The sequence below is a fragment of the Bifidobacterium thermophilum genome, from assembly GCF_037482445.1.
Lineage (GTDB): Bacteria > Actinomycetota > Actinomycetes > Actinomycetales > Bifidobacteriaceae > Bifidobacterium > Bifidobacterium thermophilum_B.
The window spans coordinates 191,207-213,412 of sequence record NZ_JBBHLY010000012.1; the positions used below are offsets into that span (position 1 = coordinate 191,207).

Annotated in this window: 16 protein-coding genes and 1 pseudogene; 7 read left to right on the forward strand and 10 right to left on the reverse strand. The window is 60.4% G+C overall.

The window, feature by feature from the left end:
* Positions 1-22: 22 nt before the first annotated feature.
* Positions 23-832 (forward strand): carbon-nitrogen hydrolase family protein, encoded by an 810-nt coding sequence (locus WD012_RS07815; protein ID WP_339563184.1) that lies wholly within the window; start codon positions 23-25, stop codon positions 830-832.
* Between the two features lie 143 nt (positions 833-975).
* Here the strand turns inward: WD012_RS07815 and WD012_RS07820 are convergent, their stop codons facing one another.
* The 5 genes from WD012_RS07820 to WD012_RS07840 all read right to left on the reverse strand — a co-directional run bounded on the left by WD012_RS07820 (position 976) and on the right by WD012_RS07840 (position 5,629).
* Positions 976-1,386 carry an arsenate reductase ArsC gene (locus WD012_RS07820; RefSeq protein WP_339563185.1) on the reverse strand — a complete coding sequence of 137 codons (411 nt, stop codon included), beginning with the start codon at positions 1,384-1,386 and terminating at the stop codon, positions 976-978.
* A 157-nt stretch (positions 1,387-1,543) separates the two neighbouring features.
* A complete protein-coding gene (locus tag WD012_RS07825; protein WP_339563241.1) occupies positions 1,544-2,074 on the reverse strand; it encodes a GNAT family N-acetyltransferase in 531 nt (176 codons plus the stop codon).
* A 43-nt stretch (positions 2,075-2,117) separates the two neighbouring features.
* Positions 2,118-3,401 (reverse strand): ABC transporter permease, encoded by a 1,284-nt coding sequence (locus WD012_RS07830; protein ID WP_339563186.1) that lies wholly within the window; start codon positions 3,399-3,401, stop codon positions 2,118-2,120.
* Positions 3,388-4,668, reverse strand: a complete 1,281-nt coding sequence (locus WD012_RS07835) for an ABC transporter permease (protein ID WP_339563187.1) — start codon at positions 4,666-4,668, stop codon at positions 3,388-3,390. Before WD012_RS07835 ends, WD012_RS07830 begins: the two co-directional genes overlap by 14 nt.
* A gap of 10 nt (positions 4,669-4,678) precedes the next feature.
* Positions 4,679-5,629, reverse strand: a complete 951-nt coding sequence (locus tag WD012_RS07840; protein WP_339563188.1) for an ABC transporter ATP-binding protein — start codon at positions 5,627-5,629, stop codon at positions 4,679-4,681.
* 190 nt (positions 5,630-5,819) lie between these two features.
* On the opposite strand from WD012_RS07840, the pseudogene WD012_RS07845 reads away from it, so the two are divergent.
* Both WD012_RS07845 and WD012_RS07850 read left to right on the forward strand, forming a co-directional pair.
* Positions 5,820-6,368: pseudogene (locus tag WD012_RS07845) on the forward strand (DNA-3-methyladenine glycosylase); the annotation flags it as partial.
* Positions 6,369-6,584: 216 nt separating this feature from the next.
* A complete protein-coding gene (locus WD012_RS07850) occupies positions 6,585-7,013 on the forward strand; it encodes a DUF488 domain-containing protein (protein ID WP_339563242.1) in 429 nt (142 codons plus the stop codon).
* Between the two features lie 32 nt (positions 7,014-7,045).
* Here the strand turns inward: WD012_RS07850 and WD012_RS07855 are convergent, their stop codons facing one another.
* The 3 genes from WD012_RS07855 to WD012_RS07865 form a co-directional block, all read right to left on the reverse strand.
* Positions 7,046-7,420 carry a hypothetical protein gene (locus tag WD012_RS07855; protein ID WP_339563189.1) on the reverse strand — a complete coding sequence of 125 codons (375 nt, stop codon included), beginning with the start codon at positions 7,418-7,420 and terminating at the stop codon, positions 7,046-7,048.
* Positions 7,421-9,388, reverse strand: coding sequence for a ferrous iron transport protein B (gene feoB, locus WD012_RS07860; RefSeq protein WP_339563243.1), 1,968 nt, complete (start codon positions 9,386-9,388; stop codon positions 7,421-7,423).
* Between the two features lie 263 nt (positions 9,389-9,651).
* A complete protein-coding gene (locus WD012_RS07865; RefSeq protein ID WP_339563190.1) occupies positions 9,652-10,203 on the reverse strand; it encodes a FeoA family protein in 552 nt (183 codons plus the stop codon).
* A 167-nt stretch (positions 10,204-10,370) separates the two neighbouring features.
* Here WD012_RS07865 and WD012_RS07870 point away from each other — a divergent pair, with 167 nt between their 5' ends.
* The 3 genes from WD012_RS07870 to WD012_RS07880 all read left to right on the forward strand — a co-directional run bounded on the left by WD012_RS07870 (position 10,371) and on the right by WD012_RS07880 (position 13,360).
* Positions 10,371-11,090: an NAD-dependent epimerase/dehydratase family protein gene (locus WD012_RS07870; RefSeq protein WP_339563191.1), complete on the forward strand. Its 720-nt coding sequence runs from the start codon at positions 10,371-10,373 to the stop codon at positions 11,088-11,090.
* Positions 11,091-11,098: 8 nt separating this feature from the next.
* Positions 11,099-11,611 (forward strand): RrF2 family transcriptional regulator, encoded by a 513-nt coding sequence (locus WD012_RS07875; protein ID WP_339563192.1) that lies wholly within the window; start codon positions 11,099-11,101, stop codon positions 11,609-11,611.
* A 198-nt stretch (positions 11,612-11,809) separates the two neighbouring features.
* On the forward strand, positions 11,810-13,360 hold the full coding sequence (locus WD012_RS07880) for an MFS transporter (protein ID WP_339563193.1): 1,551 nt from the start codon (positions 11,810-11,812) through the stop codon (positions 13,358-13,360).
* 919 nt (positions 13,361-14,279) lie between these two features.
* Here the strand turns inward: WD012_RS07880 and WD012_RS07885 are convergent.
* Positions 14,280-16,037, reverse strand: coding sequence for an ATP-binding cassette domain-containing protein (locus WD012_RS07885; protein ID WP_339563194.1), 1,758 nt, complete (start codon positions 16,035-16,037; stop codon positions 14,280-14,282).
* A 480-nt stretch (positions 16,038-16,517) separates the two neighbouring features.
* Here WD012_RS07885 and WD012_RS07890 point away from each other — a divergent pair, with 480 nt between their 5' ends.
* The gene (locus WD012_RS07890) at positions 16,518-18,641 is read left to right on the forward strand and encodes a DUF262 domain-containing protein (RefSeq protein ID WP_339563195.1); all 2,124 of its coding nucleotides are present in this window, start codon (positions 16,518-16,520) and stop codon (positions 18,639-18,641) included.
* Between the two features lie 127 nt (positions 18,642-18,768).
* Here WD012_RS07890 and WD012_RS07895 read toward each other — a convergent pair whose 3' ends face one another.
* Positions 18,769-22,083 carry a DNA/RNA helicase domain-containing protein gene (locus WD012_RS07895; RefSeq protein WP_339563196.1) on the reverse strand — a complete coding sequence of 1,105 codons (3,315 nt, stop codon included), beginning with the start codon at positions 22,081-22,083 and terminating at the stop codon, positions 18,769-18,771.
* Positions 22,084-22,206: the final 123 nt, after the last annotated feature.

Sequence of the window (22,206 nt, forward strand, 5' to 3'; positions counted from 1 at the left end):
TCGCGGCCGATACGATACCGGTATGAAAATCGCGCTGGCACAAATGGGCATGACCCGCAGCATCGAAGACAATCTCAAGACAAGCCTTGCGATGATCGCCGATGCCGCCCGCAGCCATGCCGATATGGTCGTCTTCCCGGAAATCCAGTTCTCCCCGTTCTTCCCGCAATACCCGGCATCATCTTCTCCCCTCGACGCGGGCGGGTACACGATGCGGCTCGACGACCCTGCGATCGAAGCGATCCGCAAAGCGTGCGCGGACAGGCGGATCATGGCATGCCCGAACGCGTATCTTATGGAGCCTGACGGCCGCCGGATCGACACCACGCTCGTCATCGGCGCCGACGGATGCCTGCTCGGCAGACAGGGCATGGTGCATATCGCGCAGGCGGAACGCTTCTACGAGCAGGATTATTACTCGCCGGACGATGCGATCCGCGTCATCGACACCCCGTTTGGCATGATCGGCGTCTGCGTGTGCTTCGACCGGCATTACCCTGAGACAATCCGCACGCTCGCCTTGCGCGGCGCCGACCTCGTGGTCATCCCCACCGCAAACACGAGCGCCGAACCCGAGGAGATGTTCCTTCAGGAGGTGCGTGTGCAAGCGTTCCACAACAGCGTGAATATCGCGATGTGCAACCGCGTCGGCATCGAGGATGCGATGTGTTTCGACGGGCGGAGCGTCATCGTCGGGCCAGACGGCGAAGTGCTGGCGCTCGCCGGCGAGAGGCCTTGCCTGCTGACCGCCGATATCGATCTTGATGCCGCCAAGGCGATGCGGGACGCCAAGCCGTACACGAGTCTGCGGCGGCCGGGATTGTACGCCTGAACGCACTTTCATGCGTTAGGAAGCTCTTATTACGTTTGAAAACGTTGAAAACGTTTGCGATCGTTCTATAAGGCCCGAGACTCGAGGCTCAAGACTCAAGGCTGCATGCCGGGGCCGAGGCCGCGGTTCGGCGGATGCGGACGTCAAGCCTCGTGTTGCAGCAGCCGACTACGCAGATTGCGGATATCGCGTTCGATTTCACGGATCGTGGCGGTGAATGCCGCGTCGTCCTTGCCGGTCGGGTCTTCGAGCCCCCAGTCCTCGCGCGATCGGGCGGGCAGCAACGGGCAGGTGACACCGCAGCCCATGGTGACCACGACATCGATCGGCGGCAGCTGGTCGAGCGTCTTGGGGTGCTGCCCGTTCGCCGGCATATCGATGCCGTACAGGCTGCGCATGAGTCGCACGGCGTCAGGGTTGATTTCGGATTTGATGGTGGTACCGGCGGAATATGATTCGAACGCGTCCGCGGCGAGCGCCCGGCCCAACGCTTCGGCAATCTGGCTGCGGCAGGAGTTGTGGGTGCAGATGAATGCGACTTTGGGCAGTGTCATCGGTTCCTCGGCTTTCTGGCTTCTTGACGGTTGATGATTGTCGATTGGCAATTAGTGATTGTGTGTGGCCTATCGTGGTGGCGTCGGGTGCTGTTTGATCGCGGTGCGCGGTGTTGCCGCCGGATTCCTGTCGGCCGGTCACGGGTAGGACTGCCGCTCAGAAGGTCAGGCGCATCTCATGCCAGGGCACTCCCCCGTGTGTGGATGCGGACATGCCTTCGTCTTGGAAACCGAAAGCCGCGTAGAACTGCACGAGCCGGTCCTTGCAGGTGAGGACCACGCCGCGACGGCCTTGCTCGCGTGCGGTTTCGATTGCGTGGCGCAACACGCGCCCCGCATAGCCGCGGTGTCGGTAATCCGGGTGAGTGTCCACGCCGAAGATCATCTGCCACGCGCCTTGCGGATTGTGCATGCCGGCATCGTCGTACATCTCGTCGAGCAGATGCGGCTGGTCGGTGACCATGCCGTTGACGAAGCTCACGAGTTGTGTGCCCATGTCAGGGCCGTGTTGGGCTTCCAACAGCCAGAAATGGTCGGGGAACACGGCGAGTCGGCTGCTGATTGACGCGCGACTGGCCGCTTCCGCCGGTGGGAAGCATATCTGTTCGAGCCGGTCGATGGCATCAAGGTCCTGCACGGTTGCCGTGCGGATTGGCAGCAGGGCGAACGGTGGGGTCGGTGTGCTCATGCGGCCAATGGTATCGCGTCTTGGGGCCATGATCGTCTCATGGTCATTTTCGTCTTGCGACGAACCGCGAGATAACCAAGCCCACTGCGATGAACGCGAGCGCGAACAATGCCATGAGACCGGTTGCACCAGCCCACCGACCGATGTCTGGCGTGCTGGTCATCGCACTGCCTTGCCCGCCGAACGCCTCATACACGCCGTCCACGTACCACCAGCCGGGCAGTAGGCGTGCAAACGCTTGCAATGATGAGGGCATCAGCCATTGCGGCAGCCATGCGCCGGACAGGAACGCGGAAGCGAGCGCCACGGTGTTGACGATGCCGTTCATCGCGGCGGTAGAGACCCGGCATTGGCCGATGAGGAACCCCAGCGCACTGACTGTCAGGGAGAATACGAACGTGCCGATAAGCGAGAGCAACAATGGCCGCCACCCGATGCCGGCAAGACCGCCTTGGCAGACTGCGGAGCAGGCGATGGCGATACCGATGCAGCACAGCCATACCACGGCTGACGCGCCGCAGCAGACGAGCAGCACCTGCGCCCAGATGCTATGGCCGGGTTCGGCTGACACACCAACCCTGCGCATGGTGGTCGGCTTGTTGAACGCGGTGATGATGACGATCACGATGAACGCGATGTTGAGCATCAGCGGGTAAAGCATGGTGGCGAGGGTTGCGGCAAAGACCCTGCCGCTTGCGGCGAGGCTTCCCTCGGCGGACGAGCCATGCGCGTGGCTGTTGGATGCCGCTTCCACTTGGACGGATTGGCCGTTTTCCGCGCGTGCCTTGGCCACGGTGGCGGCGGCTTGGGCGAGCGTGGTGTGCTGGTCGGCGAACAGGGACGACCGCAGTGATCCGAGGAACCCGTTGATTTGGATGGTGAGCATCCGGGCAGCGGCAGAACCGGTGGAATCAGTGCCGCTTCCTGAGCCTGCCAGGCTCAGCGTGGGCAGGGTGCCTTGCGTTCGTGCCGCCTTGGTGAACGATGCCGTGTAGCCTTGCGGGACGATGACGATCACATCGACGTAGTCGGTGGCGATGGCGTCTTGGATGGCCTGCGTAGTGTCCTCGATTTCGACGATGTGGGCCGAGTACGAGAGATACGAACGCAGTGCGGCGCCTGTGGCATGACCGCCGGCGCTGTCACGGTCGATAATCGCCAGGGATGCTGTAGGAGGCTCGTAGGTGCTGGTCTGGTCGTCGCCGTTGGAGCCGAGTCCGATGCCGATGCCGAGCATGGCGGCCATAACCCCGGTCGCCAGCAGGTAGACCAGCAGTTGGAACATGTTTGCGCGCAGAACCAGCCATGCTGCTTTACAGGTGGTCATAGCTCACCTTCCTCAGTTCGAATGCGGCCACACCCAGCGCGATCGCCGACATGGCGGCGATCACTCCTACAGTGCGGGCGAATGGGGCGAGACTGTCGTAATACAGCAGGTCGTAGAACAGGTTCGTCACCTGTTTGGCGGGATTGAGGTATTGCAAGCCCGGCACGGCGCGTTGCACACTGTCGGCGAAGGCCATGTTGCCGTACAGTCCGGTGAAAATCGACAGAATCAGGGAGAACGCGACACTGATGCCGCTTTTCACGCCGAGCGAGATGACCGGGATTGCGCCGAGCACCAAACCAAGGCAATTGGCCATGCCAGAGCCGATTGCAATGGCAAGGATCGCAAGCCCCTCCCTCCCCGGGAAAGACACGCCCAAGGCGATGCGCATATATGCGTAGACGACGAGCATGCACAGGAAAGTCGCCAGCCATGAGGACAGCAGGACCGCACCGATGCGCGCGAAACGCGACAACGGGGATACACTGACCCTCGCCCCCAAGGGCGAGAGATTGGCTTGCAGAGCGCTGAGCATGTTGCAAGTCATCGACATGGCCATAAGGATGCTCATCGCGAGGATTGCGACATGGTAGCGCACCATGCCCTCAGCATGCCTGATACCGGATGCCTGTCGGGTGATCTCTTCAAAGTTGGCGCCCGCCAGAGAAGCGATCCACGCGCCGTCCGCCAGTTTCGACGGGTCATTGGCCGCCGCCTGCGCGATCGCCTGCGCGATGACCCGCGAACGCTCGTTGTACTGTTCGACCAGCGTGCCGAGGGTGATCAGGGACCATGCCTGACCGTCGGAGCCGCCGGACTTGGTCTGGGCGATATCCGTGGCAGCGTTCCGCGAAAGCGTAAGTCTCAGGTCGCCGGAATCCTCAACCGACAGGTAGGCGAGCGCCTTGCCCTGGCGCAGAAGAGTTTCGGCTTCGGCCACATCGGCGGCGTCGATCCGCTTGAACAGTGTGATATCGCCGTCCTTGCCGGCGGTGGATGACGAGCCTGTGGGTTCGGACGATGTGCCTGCGGACGTTGAGGATGTCGAGAACGCGTTGACGAACGTGTCCGCGCCTGGGTTCGAGTTCCAGGTGTTGTCGGCGACGACGGCAACAGGGGCAACCTCAAGGGTTACGTCTCCGGAGGCGATGGTGCCGAATACGCTTTGGATGAGCGTGGCGAGGATAATGGGGAACGCGATTATCCAGAACAGGACGGCGGGTGTACGCAGCGAGCTTTTCAGCTCCATGACGAAGGTATGCCACATGACGGTCCCCTTAGTCGCGCAACGCCGTGCCGGTCAGGTCGAGGAACACGTCGTTGAGTGTCGGCGGCTGTGAGGTGACACGCCCGGGACGGATGCCCCCGCGCCGCAATACGTCAAGCACGTCGACCAGGTTGTGTTCGCCATGCTTGCAACGGATGTCCAGCGTATTGCCGTCCGCTTTCGATTCGAGGACGAACGGAAGGTTGCGTATGCCTTCGGGCACGCTCCCGCCTAGGCCGGCGGCCTCGATGGTGATGCGCTCGCCGGTGGCGATCTGGGCTTTGAGCTCGTCCGCGGTACCGAGCGCCAGATGCCGGCCGTGGTCCATAATCAGGATGCGGTCGCAGATAAGTTCGACCTCCTCCATGTAGTGACTGGTGTAAACGACGGTCGCGCCCTGACGGTTGAGGCGTTTGATGCCTTCGAGAATCGAATTGCGGCTTTGCGGATCGACGGCAACGGTCGGCTCGTCGAAGAAGATGAGTTCCGGCCGGTGGGCGATCCCGCAGGCGATGTTAAGCCGGCGAAGCAGGCCCCCGGAGAGTTTCTTCGGCCGGTAGCGTCTGAATTCGGTGAGTCCGACGAACCCGATTGCCTCGTTGACCAGCTGCTTGCGGCGCTTGCGGTCTTTGACATACAGGGAGCAGAAGTAATCGATGTTCTCCTCGACGCTAAGCTCATCGAATACGGCGACCTCCTGGGGCACAATGCCGATCCGGCGGCGAAGCTCATATGCGGACGGGGTCATCTGCTCGCCCAGCACACGGATGTCGCCCGCCTCGAAATCCAGCAATCCCAGAATACAGCTGATCGCCGTGGTCTTGCCTGAGCCGTTCGGTCCGAGCAGCCCGAAGATCTCTCCGCGGCGCACCTGAAGGTCGAAGCCGTCAAGCGCGAGCATGTCCCCGTAGCGTTTGACCAGGTGCCTGACGTTCAAGGCGGTGTCGTTCGTATCGTTCATGATTTCATTGTGTCATGCCGACACGCCGGACATAGGCAAATTAGGCGAGGATTCGCGGGCCCGTCAATTGCCGTCCATATCAAGGATGACGATGGTGGCAGCCGACGCGCACGCGCCGGGCGAGAGGAGGCATATGGCACGGCTCAGCGACGAAATCGACGACGAGAACGGCAACAGGAGCGCATTCCCCATGGAATTGCTCTCCCAGGGCGCCGACCATGCGGCCGTCGGACTGCTCGGCTGCCTGCTGGTACGCGACTGGCCGGACGGCACCCATAGCGCTGTCCGGATCGTGGAAACTGAGGCCTACGACCAGAACGACCCGGCAAGCCACACCTATCACGGGCGTAGCGAGCGCAATCGCGCGATGTTCGGCCCGGCCGGCCATGCCTACGTGTATTTCACGTACGGCATGCACTACTGCGTCAACGTGACCGCCGGCGCGGACGGCTTCGGATGCGGCGTGCTCATCCGCGCGGGCGAACCGGTCGAAGGCATCGAACATATGACGCAACTACGTGGCGGACGCACGGGCGCCCAACTGACCAACGGGCCGGCGAAACTCTGTCAGGCGCTCGCCATCGACACATCCTTGTACGGCCATGATCTGCGCACGCCGCCGCTGCGGTTGATACGGGCGTCGTTACGGGAGGGCGAGCGGATCGCCTGCACGCCGCGCATCGGCATCAGCAAGGCGGCGGACCGGCCCAGACGCCTGATTATCATGGGCAACCCGTATGTGTCGAAAAGCCCGTTGAATGCGAAAGCCGTGCCGCTGGACACAGCCGGGCCGATGCACGGAGCACAAGCGAAAGGGACACAAGCGATGCAAACAAGGCAAACACGGCAAACGATTGCAGACGACAACGCCGACGCACAACGTTCACAGGAATCGGCCATATCGCAATCCCCCGCCGCGCAGCAACCCGGCAGCGCCCACATAACGGAACCGGATATGGAACCCGGCAACGACACCGGCGACGGCAACACCAGCTGCGATGTGAGAATCCGCCGTGTATACGAGGAACCATCCGCGGACGACGGGCTGCGCGTGCTGGTCGACCGGCTGTGGCCGCGCGGCAGGTCCAAGCAAAGCGCGCACGTGGATGTGTGGATCAAGGACATCGCCCCATCCAAGGAGCTGCGCACATGGTTCGGGCATATCCCCGAACGGTTCGACGAGTTCGCCTCCCGCTACCGCGAAGAGTTGGACGCCAACCCGGAAGCGGTCTGCCACCTGCGCGAACTCATCGACGGTCATCCCCGCGTCACGCTTCTGTATGGCGCCAAAGACAACGAGCGCAACAACGCGGTCGTCCTGCGCAAGTATCTGCTCGACACGCAGGTCTCGCGGCAGGCGGCAAGCGTCAGGAAGTCAGCGTAAGCCGGCCAAATCCTTGAAACCCATACCACCATTCATGTCCCATGTTTCACCCGACGCCACAGCCCCGCCGCCCGTCCAGGCATCGTATGCCGGGCGGGCGTGCGGCGACGCAGTTGGATCGGTTTGAGCGGGCAGCCTGCGCATAGCGGCGAATTCGGGTCGGGCGTGCAGCCGCCCGTGGCACAGCCGTGCGAGCCGCGCCACGTAACCAGATCGATCGTGCCTTCAGCTTCCAGGCTTTCGGCAATCTGTCTGACGAAATCCACAGGCATGCCAAGTACGCGAGCGCACGAAGCGATATCAAGCCCCTGCCGGATCATCGCCGCAACCCTGCCGCGGACGCCGGTAGGCATGTGGCGAACGGCGTGTTTGGCGGTTTCCGCGGCTGCATCTATTCCAGTACTCATTCACATCACCAGTCTGAGCAGTTGGAACGCGACCACCGCAAGCACATACGCGACCACCAGTCCCAGCGCGACGCTGCCGGCCGCAACACGCCCGCCGTATTGGCGTTTCAATTCCGCCACCGTCGCCAAGCATGGAGTGTACGCGAGTACGAACAAGAGGAACGCAATCGCCGCGGCGCGCCCATGCCCGCCCGAAGATTCATCGAATGATTCGCGCAGCTTGCTTCCGAGCGCGCCCTGTCCCTGCTGTTGTTCGGACTGGTCGTCTGTGCCGGAGATGCTGTAGGACTGGGACATCGAGCCGACCACCACCTCCTTGGCGACGAACCCGGTGAGCAGGGCGGCCGAGGCATGCCAATCGTCGAATCCGGCGGGCGCGAACACCGGCGCCACCGCATCGGCGACCACACCGTAAGTCGAATCATGCACATCCTCGACGTTCCCGAAACTTCCCGCACCTGCCGTTGCGGGAACGGAGGCGAGCAGCCACAGCACGATGATCACGCTGATGATGATCGAGCTCGCTCCGCGCAGGAAGCCCCACAGCCGGATGAGCACGGACCGGACCAGCGCCACGGCTTTCGGCCACTGGTAGGGCGGCAGCACCATGGCGAACGGTTCGGGTTTGAGGTCACGGAACACGGTGTGCCGCAGTAGCACGCCGATCGCCAGAATCAGCACGATCGAGATGACATACATGAGGAAGACGACCAAGCCCGCCGTGGAGTGGAAAAACGCGTACGCGAGCACAAGATATACGGACAGTCGCGCAGAACACGAGGCGAACGGTATCAGCATGCCGACCATGACGCGCTGTCGTGAATCAGTGAGCGTACGGGTGGCCGCAAGTCCTGGCAGATTGCAGCCGAAACCGACGACAATCGGCAGGAACGCACGCCCGTCAAGTCCCAGGGCACGCATCAGACGATCCATGACGAACGCGGCGCGCGCCAGATATCCGCAATCCTCCAGCAGGGACAGCATGATGAACATGATGCCCATCGGCGGGATGAACGTGGCCACGGTGATGACACCGTCGAGCAGACCGTCCACGATCAGCCCGTGCACCCAACCGCTTGTGGCGCCCGGGCCGAACAGTGACATGATCGCGTCGATCCCATCGGTCAGCCATCCGCGCACAGTCACGTCGAACCAGTCCTGCATCGGGCCGGCGAGCGTGGTGGTCGCCTGGAACACCAGATACATGACCGCGAGGAACACCGGCACACCCAGCCACGGGTTGAGCAGGACGCGGTCGATACGGTCGGAGACGGTCTGCCGCCCGGCATGGTCCAGGCCGAGCCGGTGGATGATGTCGGCAGCCCAGTCGAAGCGGCGGTCGGCGCCCTCACGGACCATGGTTGCAAGCTCTTCGTCGTTGCCGGCGTGCATCAGCTGCAAACCGTGCGGCAGCGGGGTCCCGCCGAAACTGTCGGAGACCGCGCGCATAAGCGAATCGGTTCCTTCGCCGGTGCGCGGGTCAATCGCGATCACCGGCACGCCGTCAAGCGCCTGTGACAACGTTTGCGGATCGATATCGTCGCCTTGGCGGCGGGCCAGATCGTTCATTGACAACGCGACGACAACGGGCATGCCAAGTTCGAGCACACCCGCGAGGAAGTACAGGGATCGGACGAGATTGGTGGCGTCCAGCACGGCCACCAGCGCATCCGGCGTCGGCATGCCGTCGATTCCCGCGGCGGCTTGCGCGGCGACCCGCTCATCCGGCGACTGCGGCAGCAGCGAGTAGGTGCCAGGCGTGTCGATAATGTCCCAGATACCCGCGGACGATTCGGGAATGCCCGGTTTGCCGGTCATGTCAAGCCGTCCACGCTCGACAAGCACCGTGGTGCCCGGCGCGTTCATTACGCGCGCGCCTGCACCCAGCAGCGCGTTGAACAGTGTGGATTTGCCGACGTTGGGGTTGCCGACAAAGACCACACGGCGGGCCGTCTCGCCGCTCACCATATGCCCGCCGCCGGAACCGTGATGGCAGTTCGCATCCGCGTCAGCACTGGGCGCGCGGCCAAATCGAATGGCATCGAACAGCCGTTCCAGCCGTCCTCGGGCGGGGCGTCCCTGCTGCATGCCGGCGGATGTGAGCCCGCATCCGTCAGCGCACGTGTCGACGTTGTGGCCGGCATGGCAATCGTCATGGCAATCGTCATGATGGTCGGCATGATGGCTTGCGTGACAGTCGCAGCATGGCGTATCCGGCGTGGTATTGGTGGTCATGACTCTTCTCCGCCTTCATGTTCATCGTCGCCGCGTACCGTCCGGGCAGCCTGAGTGATCTGAGTGGCTTGGGTGGTCTGAACCGCGCCGTTTGTATGGGTCATTTGGGCCATCGGGGCCAGGCACACCGGCCGTACGCTGATTGCCCGCGCCGTCGCCCCATCAATGGCGATCCTGCCGGTGCCAATCGCAAGCACCCGCCCGCCGAAATTCGACCGTTGGGTGACGCGTGTCACGCCACCGACGCGGATCCCCAGCTCGAGCATGCGCAAGGTATGCCGTTCATCCATGCTGATGCCTGTGATGCGCATATCCCGACCGGTCGGGCAATCCTCCAGCGTCATCATGTCATCCTGCGCCACGGCGGGCGCGCCTGCTCGGTCGCCCGGCTGCACCCTCATGCCCTTGCCGGCCCATTGGGCGGGCGGCCTGCGGTTCGTCCTGATTTCCTTCACGGTTCGACAATAATCGATACGATGGCTAAACGCCATCGCTGTTTCCGGCGGGCGTATGCGGCTGATGCGATGAAATGCGACGGCGCGCACCATGACTCCCCCAGCCTTTCACGCGAACTGAGAGTCCAGAAGTCTCGCCGGCGCCCCCACGCTGTTTTCCCTCGGCGTATCGTCACGCATGCCGTCGTTCTCCGCTACCATATTCATGGAATTATTTTTTCCACGTTTCATGCCGGTATACCCGACGGAAAGGAATAACCATGACCGACACCACGCCACACCACGCCCCCGCAAGCCAGGCCGGCGCCGCATCACCAGGCGGACAGGCACCCGCAAGTACGACACACACGCCGGCAAGAATCGTCCTGCTTGGCGGCAACGGGTATATCGGGCGCGCCGTCACCAGGGAATGGCTCGCCCGCGACCCTGATGCGCTCATCACCGTCCTGTGCGGCTCCGGGCACAACGAGCTCAACGACCCGCGCGTCACCACCATCAAGGCGGACATCCACGACCGGCAGGCCGTCAGCGAAGCACTGCCCACGCGCATCGACTATATCGCCGACTTCATCGGCGGCCCGCGCAACGACCCGGACAGCCTGCGACGCGACAACGACGAACCCGCCGACACCATGCTGCAAATCGCCCGCCAGCGGAAAGTCAAGGCCATGGGCTTCATCGGCGGGACTTTCGGACCGAAAACATTCGTCAGCACGAAACGCTCCATCATCGAACGGCTACGCCGCGAAGGCTCCCCCATCCCGCTGGCCGTCGTGGAACCGACCGTCGTCTACGGGGCCGGGCGGCACGACGCGATCGCGCGGGCGATCCCGCTCCTCAAATTCTGCGGTCTGTTCAACCATTCGATGAGACCCATGCGCGTCGAAAACGTCGCCCGCACATTCGTCGACCGCATGCTGGCCGCAGGATCAGGCAGCGCGGAATCCAGCACGACGGCAAGTCAGCCTCAGGGACGATAATCACAGGCATGCGCATCAGCAAGGCATTCGAGCACGGGGTCTGCGTGCTCCTGATTCTCGGGTCGCAACGCGGCCACACCCCGTTGACCAGCGACACCCTGAGCACGCTTCTACGCGTCTCCGACTCGTCGCTGAAGAAGACGCTGCGCAGACTCACGGTCGCCGGGCTCATCGTCTCGACACCGGGCAAGGATGGCGGGTATACGCTTGCCCGGCCGTTGTCGACCATGAGCCTTGCCGATGTATTCGCCGCCTGCGAAGGCGAGCCGACGGTCAAAACGCCGTCGTCGGCGCTCGCCGAGCGGATCTTCCCCGACGCAAGACACGTCCGACAGGTCGAAACGCTGATCGGGCAGACTATCGATGACGCCTCGCAGGCCTTCACGCGGCGGCTTGCCAAGGTCAGCCTCGACCGGATGCTGAAAACCGAAGCGGTGCATGAGGGCAGCGTGGATTGGGAAGACAAGGCTGCAACCACCGCGGTCAGCCGGGCGGACACCACCGACGACGACGTCCAGTAACACAGTAGTCCACCCCGGGCGCGTAGAGTGGACGCGTCTTTCCGCGCTGGATGGGCCCGTTCCCATGTGATCGGCCGCGGAGCCCGCCACTGGATCGAACGCCCGCGCCCACGGTTCAGACCAGGCCGCCTGCACGGCCCGGCAACGCTGATCGACCCGGCATGGCATCCACCGTCAACTGCGAACCCAAGGAGCATCATGTCGCGACCTTCCATGCGCCCAGAATCAGCACCTGACACCGCCGACAGGGCACAGACCCAGCACATCGCGGATTCCGTGACATCTGGTGCGGCAGGTCAAGCCAGTCCAGCCCGCTCAGACACCGCCACCCCGCACTCGCAGGACGCCGTCAGGCAGCTTCCCCCGGAATCATACGTACCCTGGCGCACCCGCGTGGCGATCGCGTCGATCGGCATGCTTTCCTTCGTCGGTATTCTCACCGAAACCTCGATGAACGTGACCTTCCCGACCCTCATCTCCAGTATGCACGTGTCATTGGCGACCGTGCAGTGGCTGACGACGGGCTATCTGCTGCTCGTGACCATCGTGATGAGTAGCACCGCGTACGTGCTCAAACGGTTTAACCCGCGCACGCTGTTCTTCTTCGCGCTCGCGATGAGCGTCGCCGGCGCGCTGATCTGCCTAGTCGCCCCCAGCTTCGCCCCTCTGCTGGCGGGACGTATGCTGCAGGCCGTGGCCACAGGAATCGCCACTCCCCTGATGTTCCAGACGATTTTCACGAAGATCCCCGTACACAAGCTGGGCGTGTACACCGGGTTCGCCGCGGTGATCATCTCCCTGGCCCCGGCATTGGGACCGACATACGGCGGCATTCTGACGAGCATATGGTCGTGGCGGGCTATTTTCGTGGGCGTGCTGCCGCTGCTCGTGGCCATCGGCATCGCCGGCGCGCTGAGCGTAAGCGGCAAGGCGCCGGGAACCGCCGGCCGCCGGTTTGACATGGTGGGTCTGCTGGTCCTGTCGTGCGTGTTCCTAGGGCTATTGCTCACTTTCAATCAGGCCGGTGTGTACGGCTGGCTGTCGTGGCAGTTCGGCGTGGGGTTGCTCATCTGCCTTGCTCTGATCGCGCTGATGACTTGGCATGCCGGGCATGGCGAGCGCAAGCTGTTCGACTACTCGATTCTGGGCAATCGGCTGATTCGCTTGCGTCTGTTCGGGTATTTCGGCATGCAGTTCATCAACATTGGCATGTCGTTTATTCTGCCGTTGTATGTGCAGGATGTGCTCGGCGGATCGGCAATGGCCGCTGGCTTGATGCTGCTGCCGGGCGCGCTGATCGGCGCGGTCGCCTCCCCGGTCGCAGGCCAAGAGTATGACCGTTCCGGTTTGCGCCGACCGATCACCGTGAGCATCGCCATGATGGTGCTGGCGCTGGTGTTGCTCGCCGGGTTCGCCGGATCGCTGACCGTGGTGCTCATGGGCGTGTTCTACGCGTTGCTGCGTATTGGGTTCAATATCGGCTTCGGCATCACCATGTCCGATGCGAGTACGGTGGTCGCCCCGCGTCAGAAATCCGACCAGAATTCCTTGTTCTCGATGATGCAGCAGTTCGCCGGGTCGCTCGGCACCGCGGTCATGAGTGCGGTGATCGCCGCGCAGACGCTACGCATGCCTGTAAGTTCTGCAACCGTGAGCGGCAGCCGCATCGATTTCATCATCCTGCTGGTGTTGGCGCTGGCGATCGGCGTGGCTACGGCACTGTCCTTCCGTGTGCGGCGGGAAGCGTAAGCCGGCTGGCGCGGCAGCGACCGAGCCAAAACCGTCTTCCCCGTCGGCTCCTGTCTGCATGCACCGGACTGATACAACGGAATACCGCGTGCACGCACCGCCATCTGCTGTATCTGTAGTACCTGCTCAGAACTATCTCGTCTATTTGTGTGCGTCATCGCCTGATTCGCGAGTAGCATCGTTGATATTCCGAGGCCGATACTTGCGATATCGACTTTCAGGAACACTGATAGAGCAGATGCGCTCCGGGAAGTACTACAGTAAGGCGAGATGCACGCCGAAAGTACCGCAGATAAGCGAAGTACCGTCAGCAAAGCAGTCTCGCCTACCCGGTTGGCTGCTTTCCAGATATCATGCCATGCGACTCGTGCGACAATCCCATTGCACCGAAGCCAGATAGCCGCCGGAATAATACTACTGAGCGGCGCTACCAAGCCCCTGTGCGACACCGCAGTCACACCACAGCGAGATATCCGCCCCACAGACTCCACCCGTCCAGTGATCTCGCCGCCATGCGACACCGCGACTGTGTGAGCCAATCCTCACACATCGGCCCCCAGCGCGATCAAAACCGCGAATCCCAGCTACCGGACCGGCCTTCGTGTGAGCCAATCCTCACACAACGACCCTCGGCACCGCCAAACCAGCCGATTCCAGCCAACAGACCCGTCACCGTGTGAGCCAATCCTCACACGATGGGCGTGAACGGCTTTGGAACTTCTCAATTCGACTCACCCAACCTCGAGCGTGTGAGCCAATCCTCACATGATAACGATCGACGCGCTGGAATCAGCCAAATCAAACCATCGACCCGACCGGCGTGTGAGCCAATCCTCACACACCGGTCCACGGCACCGTCAAACCAGCCGATTCCAGCAACCAAACCGGCCGCCCTGTGAGCGAATCCTCACACACTCACCTACGCGTGCACCTGCCACAGCTGGGTGACCGCCTCGCGCAGGAACGGCATGTCGTGGCTGACGACGATAACCGCCCCGCGATACGCGGCGAGCGCCCGGGCGAGCGCCTGTCTGGAATGCAGGTCGAGGTGGTTGGTCGGCTCGTCCATGATGATCAGATGCGGGTTGCGCGTCATGCCGAGGCACAGGAGCAGTTTGCGCAGTTCGCCCGGCGAAGGTTCGCTGGTGGCGGCGATGATGCGGTCGGGGTCGGCATTGAGTTGGGCCATGGCTGAGAGCACATTGCCGCGATCCGCGGGACTAAGCTGCGCAAGCTGGTCGAGCGCGGCGTGCGCGTCGTCACTTGTGGTGTTCTGCGCGATGACGAGCCGCGGCACGTCGGATGGTTGCGTGTCGAGTCGTGCGAGCAACGCGTTGAGGATGGTGGTTTTGCCGGCGCCGTTCGGCCCGATGATGCCGATATGGTCGTTCGGGCCGACGCTGAGCACCGGAATGCGCACGCCGCCCGGGGTGTGCCAGGCGTGTGCGGTCACGGGGATATCCGGCGCCGCCCCTGTTGCACCCGCCGATTGCGCGATATCAATCGGTTTCCCTGATTTTCCAACTTCCGCCGTATTACTACTCTCACCGCCCACACCTGCAACACGGTCGTCAGATTGCACCGAAACCCGCGCTGCCGATTCCCCGAACGGAGTAGCACCCGCGTCTAGCCGGACGAGTTCCGTCGCATGGCTGGGTTCGATGCGGGCGAATGCGGTCAGGTCCCCGTCGTAGCGTTTCGCGGCGACTGTAATGGAGTCCGCCGCCTGCCGGGCGGCCTCAACGCGGGCGTCGAGTCGTGCCTGCGCTGAACCGGCGGATCCGTCGACACTGGTCATTTTGGCGAGTTTTGCGGCGTTGCGAGCATCATGGTCTTTGCGGTCGATGGAGCGGTTGGCCCGCCATGATGTCGCGGCGAGCGCCGCCTCATGCCTGCGTGATGCGCGTTCGTGTTGCAGTCGTGCGGCTTCCTTGTTCGCTTGGTCGAGCGCCCGTTGTTCGCCCGCCTGCTGGGTTTGCGCGTCGGCGAATGCGGCCGTGTAGTTGCCGGGACGCACGATGACCTGGGTCACGTTGTTGTGTCCGATATGACGGCGTTCGAAGCAGGCGCACCGCATGGCAACTTGGTCGATGAGTTCGATGTCGTGACTGACGACGATACCGACGCGTCCCCGGCGCGGTGCTGGAAGCACGGCAGGCGCTGATGCAGGCGAATCAGCGCCTCCGCCTTGCCCGGTGAAGTCAAGCATGGCATGCGCGATGGTGTCGCGTGTCGGCGCGTCGACGTGGTTGGTCGGCTCGTCAAGGATCAGCACGTCAGGCTGCGAGGCGAGCGCGCAGGCGATTTGCAACCGTTTGCGTTCGCCTCCCGAGAGCGTGTCGTACCGGTATGGCCAGTCGTCCGCGATACCGAGCGTGTCGCGGATCGCTATGGTTTCCGGACTCCAGTCACCGGCAAAATCATCCAGATTGGCCGGTACAACGGCGACATCCTGCGGACAGAAGGCGATGACTGCGCCAGACGGGCTGACTTGCCCGCGTTCCGGTGTGAGCGCGCCTCGCGCGATATGCATGAGCGTGGATTTGCCGATGCCGTTGTCGCCGAGCACGGCGGTCCAGCCGGGTGCGAACGTAACGGTGACGTCTTCAAAGATCGGTTCCGGCGCCCCGGGGTACGTGTATGTGATATGTGACAGATTCAATGCTGCGATAGACATGCTGTGGTCGATATTGACAGAGACGCTGGACGGGGGCATCGGCGCTGGCATGTGACACCACAGTCGCACCACAGCCAGATAACCGCCCCGCAGCCTCCACCCGCTAAGTAATCTCGCCGCCACGCAACACCACGACTACACAACGAGCAGTTACGGCTGCGCAACGCCCATACCAAGCCGATACTGAGCCGCCGTGCGACATCACGCTCACACCGCAGCCGCATAATCACAGGCACATCCTCCGTAAGCGGCGATATCAAGCCGCCATGCGACACCGCAGTCGCACCACAGCGAGATATCCGCCACGCGACTCTCATTCACCGGGCAATTCCACCGCCGTGCGACACCATTATCGCACGCCAGCGAGTTTCCGCTCTGCAAGCCCTACCCCACACCACACCCCGCCAACCACACCCCACACCAATCACCCCACCCCGGAATACCATAGAACCAAGGCGCCACAGAAGAAGGAGGCCAATCATGCGGGCAACACAGGCAAGGTTCCTGGATCTGCTCGGAGCGGACAGGACCCAGTTCATCATCCCGGTGTATCAGCGTGAGTATTCCTGGGACCGCCCGCAACTTGAGGATTTGTGGAATGATGTCACGCTGGCGGGCAAGGACGGCATGACCCATTTCATCGGATCGTTCCTGTATATTCCCGAGGAAGACAGCACTGCGACCAGCATCCACCGCAAGCTCCTCATCGACGGCCAGCAGCGCATGACCACGCTGTCCTTGCTCCTCGCCGCACTGCTCGATTATTTGGATGAGGATGATTCCCGCGCGCAATTCCTCACGGACCTCTCCCCCAAATCCTTGCGAAAAAGCTACCTGTTCAACGATGACTATCGCGGTGAATCTCGGTATAAGCTCGTCCTGTCGATGGACGACAAGGCGACCATGCAATCCCTAGTGGACGGCACCAAATTGCCGCAGTCACCGATTCGCCGTCTCGTAGAAGCCAAAGCGTTCTTCACCGGCAACATCCGCAGCGGGCGAGTCTCCCCCGAGACATTGTGGAACGGCCTAAACAAGCTGGTGATCATCGACACGGAGCTCAATCCTAATGAAGACAACGCTCAACTCATCTTCGAGTCGATGAATTCCAAAGGCAAGCCCCTCACCCCAATCGACCTCGTACGCAACTTCATTCTCCTGTCACTGCCAGCCGGCAGACAGAAGGAGCTCTACGACCAGTATTGGAGCCATATCGAACACCTGTTTGGGCAAGATGCCGAGAACGAATTCAACGCATTTCTCTGGTATTGGCTGTATTTGAAGATTCCAGAGCGCAACCCGAAGCAGGATAACGCCTACCACGATTTCAAGTACTACGTCCAAAACCATGGCCTCGACCGAGAGCCGGAAATCATACTGTCCGAACTGCTCGCGTATGCGTCACGATACGCCCGTCTGTTCCTTGGACAGGAGCCCGACCCCGGTCTCAAACGCAGCTTCGACCGGATCAATACTCTTGGCGTAAGACCCGTCCGCCCGCTCCTGATGTGCCTGTACACGCTGATGGACGAGCGCAAACTCACCAAGGATGAGTTCGGCAACCTGTGCGACACCGTCGAATCCTTCCTGTTCCGCCGCATGGTGGTAGGCAAATCCACACAGGGCCTGAACAAGATGTTCGCCGGCATGTACCGCAGGCTCGATGATGCCGATAATCCGCAAGAGTGTCTGACAGCGCTACTGCTCGCGCCCGAGAACAACGCTACCGGCTACTTCCCGGATGACGGCGAGTTCGCCGAAGCGCTCACGACACACGACATTTACAACGGACTCAAGAAAGGCAAACAGTATCTGCTCGAGTGTCTGGAGGATTCGTATCATCCAAAGGAACACATTCATTCCGGTATGTACCAGATTGAGCATGTCATGCCGCAGACCATCGATGATTCCGATGCTTGGAAGACCATGCTCGGCCCGGACTGGCAGAACATCCACGACACGTTGTGCCACACGCTCGGCAATCTCACGCTCACCGGCTACAACCAGGAATATTCGAACAAAGCGTTCCCCGACAAGCAGAACCTCCAGCCTGGCGGGTACAAGTACAGTCCGCTCAGTCTGAACCGGTATATCGCCGATTGCAGCGTGTGGAACGCAGAGACCATTCGCCAACGTGCCGAGATGCTCGCTGATAGGGCCTGCAAGATATGGCCGCGCCCCACGTTGACGGAGAACATCATCGATCAATACCGTCCAAGACCGAGAACGACAACCCGTTCCACAAGTTGGACAATCGAAACCTCACAACCGGAACTCGCCCCCGGCGGCAAATGCCGCGAGCTATTCGAGCAGCTCCAGCAAGCGCTACGGGAAGCACGACCCGACTGGACGCTCGGCGTGAAAAAGAACTACGTGGGCTATTACACCGATAGCGGGAAGGCACTGCACATTGTCATCAAGGCACTCCCCAACTCGAAAAGCCTCGGCATTGGCCTCAACGCAACCATTGACGACCTTGACGATCCGAACGGCTACGCACAGGACAAGCGACCGCACGGATTCGAGGCGGGATGCCTGACACGGGTTGATCTGCGAAGCGCAGAAGATATTCCTGAGGTGATGAAGCTGATTAACCAGTGCTGATTGAAGGTTGTGCTACGGCAGCAAGTAGGCTACTCGCGGTAGCAGCACAACCGGTTCCGCGTCCTATGATCTGCCATGCCATCACAGGACGCGGAACCGGGAAAATCAACACAATGGACTACTCAAGTCAGGACAACGTTTGCAGTTCGTTCTCCGCGCTTTCATCATCCGCTGACGCTGCGCTGTGTTCCGCTTTGTATATCTTCACCATGCGCTTCCATCGAGCAAGATTCTTGGCATCCTGCTCTTTTCTTTCCTGAAGATAGCCTTGGTACTCCTCCAAAAGCTTCTCCCGCAACTGCTTATCGACCGCAAAGATATACAGTCCGTGCACCCCGCGCTTCATCAGGACATTGAACTGGTTGCGGATATTGCGAATTCGGTCCTCCTGTGATGCCTTCTTCTCCTTGGCGTACTGGTCGCAACTGGCATCAGGATCATATATCACCTTGCCGTCACGGTACTTGACAGACGGCCCAATGATGACACCGGCGATATTGAGATCGAATCCCTGAATGGTATAGGTCGAGCCCACTTCGAAAACCGTGTGCTCCTCTTCAGCCCATGAACGCTCTTCGGCAACACGATGTTTCGTTGAAGACCAGCGGTCCGAAAGCGATGCCAACGATTCGGTAACACTTTGTGGAGTCTCTTGGTAGATGCTGGTCTTATCATGTGATTCTTTAGTATCTGACTGTGTCTTTCCCGAAGTGTTGCCACCAAGGGACCCACTATATTTCGTGAATTCCATATTCCACGGCATGCAGAATCGATCATCTGGCATGGACGCGATAACGTCATCATCCGGGACACCCACATTCTTCGCCCCAATGCCGAAAGTCTCGACCAATGCACTTCCCATATACTGCGCGCATGCATGAACAGTACTGTCAATCTCTTGCTTCATGTCTCCAGAAAGGCCAGGCTGCCAATCCCCGTTTTCATCACGGTACATTTCGACATTCCAAAAGCCGCACGGATCGTTTTCATTTACTTTGCCTGACGTGTAAGGCCAGTCATACGTAGCGACGACTCTCGATAGACCGCCTTCATGCCTGTTGAGGTGATTCGGCCTCGCCTTCGTATAGATTGCTTGGAAGAGCTCTACCGGAGACTCGAAGATCTTGATTTCATACGGTTGCCGCACCCATTCAATCGTCGACGTCTTCGGCGCTGAATACGATCCGTCGATATTCCTATAATTCTCCTCCTGCGGTTCCCGCATTTCGCCTGGATCAGCAGGGATGTGACCGATGACGCCCCATGCTGATGTGCGATTATCATCCTGATGCTCGGCGATGAAATCGTCAATCCACTCGATGGTTGCATCATCCGCGCTGACGCGCATCTGCGCTTTCAGGACGATATTCGTCACATCGACGGTGAGCGGTTTCCTGTCGACCTTCTCAGGCTGCGATGGAACATCCATGTTGAGTTTCTTACGAGACCAGTAATCGATATCGGGTGTTTTCATCTGAACGATCGGCAAGTCCACACTCCGCGACCTGCTGTTCGCAGCGTCTGCGGCATTCTTCCGCAATGGGTCGGCAACTGCAAATTCCGCGGAAGCAAGGTCACGCCATCCTTCAGGGAAGAGACGCGCAATCAGGTCAGGACTCCAGTCACAACGCTCCTGAATAATCTGGCTCGGGTCAAAAACAGCGACCGTGACCTTGGAACGCATGATGATGTCGTACAGCTGGTTGCCGCCTTGGTATGACTGGCTTGATCTTGTCTGAAGCAGGTGTGCCTCGTCGACAAGCGCCACATCGGCAATTTCAGCCGGCTTATCGTAGTCGTAAAGCGTTACTTTCGCATCATCCTGATATTTGTTGCCTTCCTCGATTTCGACTTTCGAACTCTTCTCGTTGATGAACCCGATTGCCTTGGTCACTTCTGCCACAGTTTTCCGGCCCGTGACGCTGGAGGTATTGACCTTATCCATCCCGAGTTTCTTTGCGATATTCCGGTAGACGGTGAGCTGCTGGTCATGGTTGACGATGAGATCCACTTCACTCTTATCGCGAGCGCCCCGCATATCGCCGAGTTCCTCGTTCAACCGATAGAACAGATGACTGAGCAGGACGGTCTTGCCGGTTCCCGCCGCTCCGGCAACCAGAATCAGCGAATGTGCGGGAGCATCCCCGGATTTTTCTGCCTGTGAGAACGCCCGCAACTTGTTTTCGACAACATCCATGATGAGTCGTGCAGCTTTCCGCTGCTCATCGGTGAGGTTATGGAACGGGGATGCTTTGAACAACGCCGAGTCGAAAATGACCTGTTCATCAGGAAACAGTTCGGGGCTGTCCGGGTGCTTTTCGCTCCAGAAATTGCCGAGTCCACGCCAGATGTCATGAAATATCTGGGTGGTCATTTCGGACTGATGATAGTTGCTCTGCGGATTACGACGGCGGTTCATCAGTTTCTTGACGTCCGGGACACCGACCATATAGTCAATGAGACGGTCTTCGATATCTTCCGTCATCGACTTCGTGAAAAACTGATCACAGATAAGCACCTGCTTGTAGGAGCCAGGTTTTTCGGCGAGTCTTTTCGCAACTTCAGCCCAATCGGATCTGCCCGAAGGATCCGAGTTCAGATGTTCCTTAACACGACGGGCGATGTCATTGGTCTCCCCCACATACACGGTATAGCCGCGCTTCCACTTATAGCGATTCCCATCAACGCCTTTCGGCAAGCTCCGAGAATCCTTCTCTTGCGAATCCGCTGTAATCTTAGAATGTTCACGGCTTTCAAGAGAATCCTCGATATCGCTGCTATCGGGATCAGATGAGGCAATATATCGCCGAACAGCATTAGCGTCTTCACTGTCAGGGTTGAACCAGATCTTCCTGCCGTCGACAGTATCGTATTTCAGCGTAACATCGTACGCGCCGGTCTCTTCGTTGCCATAGACGATGTACACGACTGGATAATCAACTGTTTCGATACGCCGACGATTGAGATATTTCCGAGAAGCAGCAGAGAACGACTGGCCTTTCGTGTCGTCTTTCAAACGCTGAATGGCACGATTGGCGAATGCCAGCGAAGCTGACTCAACAATGGAATGATCAAGAAGTTCCGCATCATCAGCTTGCTCCTGAACGGCGTGCTGGTACCCCTCCGCGAAGAAATGAAGCAGCTCCGTCTCTAGTTCCGCCTTTAATGGCTGTTCGTATTCTCCGACATCCACACAGCGGTCATAATCCATTTGGATGAACGATGGCGTCTGGTCATCACGTTTGCCGGTGTGCCGGTTGAGGAGGTGCTTCAGTTGGTTCTCGAGTTCTCCGGCAAGCTCAGATTCATCGATAGTCGGCAGTTTTTCGGGGAGATTATCGTGAGAGTTCATGCTATGACCGTCCTTGACGCTACCGCCCAAGGATACTTGGGAATTGTTGTGATTCCCTACAGTCCCAACCAAATCCGACTGTTCAGCCATTATCTCTCCCTCTGAGCCAACTCTTTGGAATCATTGTAGCGGCAATGATGCGCGTCTGTATGAATTTCGACTTCAACTATTCATGTGAAATAGTTCGATGTATCGATGTACCGGCTATAACGT

Excerpts from the sequence above, each read along its gene's own strand:
- WD012_RS07815 (WP_339563184.1), top strand. The coding sequence starts at position 23 with ATGAAAATCGCGCTGGCACAAATGGGCATGACCCGCAGCATCGAAGAC.
- WD012_RS07820 (WP_339563185.1), bottom strand. The coding sequence starts at position 1,386 with ATGACACTGCCCAAAGTCGCATTCATCTGCACCCACAACTCCTGCCGC.
- WD012_RS07825 (WP_339563241.1), bottom strand. The coding sequence starts at position 2,074 with ATGAGCACACCGACCCCACCGTTCGCCCTGCTGCCAATCCGCACGGCA.
- WD012_RS07830 (WP_339563186.1), bottom strand. The coding sequence starts at position 3,401 with ATGACCACCTGTAAAGCAGCATGGCTGGTTCTGCGCGCAAACATGTTC.
- WD012_RS07835 (WP_339563187.1), bottom strand. The coding sequence starts at position 4,668 with ATGTGGCATACCTTCGTCATGGAGCTGAAAAGCTCGCTGCGTACACCC.
- WD012_RS07840 (WP_339563188.1), bottom strand. The coding sequence starts at position 5,629 with ATGAACGATACGAACGACACCGCCTTGAACGTCAGGCACCTGGTCAAA.
- WD012_RS07850 (WP_339563242.1), top strand. The coding sequence starts at position 6,585 with ATGGAACCCGGCAACGACACCGGCGACGGCAACACCAGCTGCGATGTG.
- WD012_RS07855 (WP_339563189.1), bottom strand. The coding sequence starts at position 7,420 with ATGAGTACTGGAATAGATGCAGCCGCGGAAACCGCCAAACACGCCGTT.
- feoB (WP_339563243.1), bottom strand. The coding sequence starts at position 9,388 with ATGGTGAGCGGCGAGACGGCCCGCCGTGTGGTCTTTGTCGGCAACCCC.
- WD012_RS07865 (WP_339563190.1), bottom strand. The coding sequence starts at position 10,203 with ATGGTGCGCGCCGTCGCATTTCATCGCATCAGCCGCATACGCCCGCCG.
- WD012_RS07870 (WP_339563191.1), top strand. The coding sequence starts at position 10,371 with ATGACCGACACCACGCCACACCACGCCCCCGCAAGCCAGGCCGGCGCC.
- WD012_RS07875 (WP_339563192.1), top strand. The coding sequence starts at position 11,099 with ATGCGCATCAGCAAGGCATTCGAGCACGGGGTCTGCGTGCTCCTGATT.
- WD012_RS07880 (WP_339563193.1), top strand. The coding sequence starts at position 11,810 with ATGTCGCGACCTTCCATGCGCCCAGAATCAGCACCTGACACCGCCGAC.
- WD012_RS07885 (WP_339563194.1), bottom strand. The coding sequence starts at position 16,037 with ATGTCTATCGCAGCATTGAATCTGTCACATATCACATACACGTACCCC.
- WD012_RS07890 (WP_339563195.1), top strand. The coding sequence starts at position 16,518 with ATGCGGGCAACACAGGCAAGGTTCCTGGATCTGCTCGGAGCGGACAGG.
- WD012_RS07895 (WP_339563196.1), bottom strand. The coding sequence starts at position 22,083 with ATGGCTGAACAGTCGGATTTGGTTGGGACTGTAGGGAATCACAACAAT.